The organism is Rhizobium sp. P1_E6 (assembly GCF_056405875.1).
Map to the genome: position 1 here is coordinate 1 of NZ_JBFUBG010000277.1, position 1357 is coordinate 1357.

Genomic DNA, 1357 nt, shown 5'->3' on the forward strand with positions numbered 1-1357 from the left:
CGTCGATCTCAAAAGGCGGCCGCCGCATCAGCCTCAGGAGATAAAAGACGCCCGCACCGAACACGATGAAATAAACGATGATGAAGATGATGAGGGAGGTCCCGACGGTCGGAGCTGAAACCGGCGAGAGACTGTCAGCTGTCCTGAGCTGGCCAAAGACCGTCCAGGGCTGGCGGCCGACCTCGGTCGTGTACCACCCGGCAAGGACCGCGATAAACCCGGACGGACCCATTATCACGGCGAAACGATGCAACAACCGCGACCTGTATAAATACCCCTTCCAGCGTGCCCACAGGGACCATTGGCCAAGTCCGAGCATCAAGAAGCCGAGACCGACCATGACTCGGAAGGTAATGAAGGGCATCAGCGCGGGCGGACGCTGATCACGCGGCCATTCTTTCAATCCCTTTATCTTCGCATTGGGATCATGCTTCAGTATCAGCGAACCGAGCTTTGGAATTTCGACCGCATATTCCGTTCGCTCGGCGCCGTCATTCGGTATTCCGAACAGGATTAGCGGGGCACCGTCCTTGTGCGTCTCGAAATGCCCCTCCATCGCTGCAATCTTGGCCGGCTGATGCTCGAGCGTGTTGAGACCGTGGAGGTCCCCAAGCAGGATCTGCAGCGGCGTTCCCAACGCCGCCATCCACATCGCCATCGAGAACATGATGCGGACCTGCCGATTGTCGTTTCGCTTCAAGAGATGCCAGGCGCCCACGGCTCCGACGGCGAAAGCGGTTGTGAGGAAGGCCGCCACAACGGTATGCGCCATACGATAGGGAAATGACGGGTTGAAGWTGATCTGCCACCAGCTCTCGGTCACGAAGATGCCGCTGGCGTTGATGCTGAACCCTGCGGGCGTATGCATCCAGCTGTTCGCCGAGGTTATCCAAGTCGCAGAGATCAGGGTTCCCAATGCAACCATGGCCACGGCAAACATGTGGGCCCCATCTCCGACACGCTCCCGTCCGAACAAAGCGATGCCGAGAAACCCCGCTTCCAGGAAAAACGCCGTCAGAACCTCGTAGCCCATCAAGGGACCGATGATCGAGCCTGCTCTTTGGGAAAGTACCGACCAGTTCGTTCCGAACTGATAGCTCATCACGATGCCCGACACGACGCCCATGGCGAAGGTGACGGCAAAGATGGTTTTCCAGTATTCGAAGAGCTTTAGGTAGGCTGGATCTTTCTTCCAGAGCCAGAGCGCGTTGAGAACCGCAAGAAAGCTCGCCGTACCGATGGAGAATGCCGGAAAAATGAAGTGAAAGGAGATGGTAAACCCGAATTGTATTCGGGCAAGCATCTCCGCCTCCAGTCCGAAGAACGTCATCGATCGCTCCTTCGGACAGAGTATGCT

Annotated in this window: 1 protein-coding gene; it reads right to left on the minus strand. The window is 57.3% G+C overall.

Annotated elements, in window-relative coordinates:
• The coding region (locus AC1D35_RS36195; protein WP_477942833.1) for a cytochrome ubiquinol oxidase subunit I at positions 1 to 1330 on the minus strand (1330 nt) is incomplete at its 3' end.
• Positions 1331 to 1357: the final 27 nt, after the last annotated feature.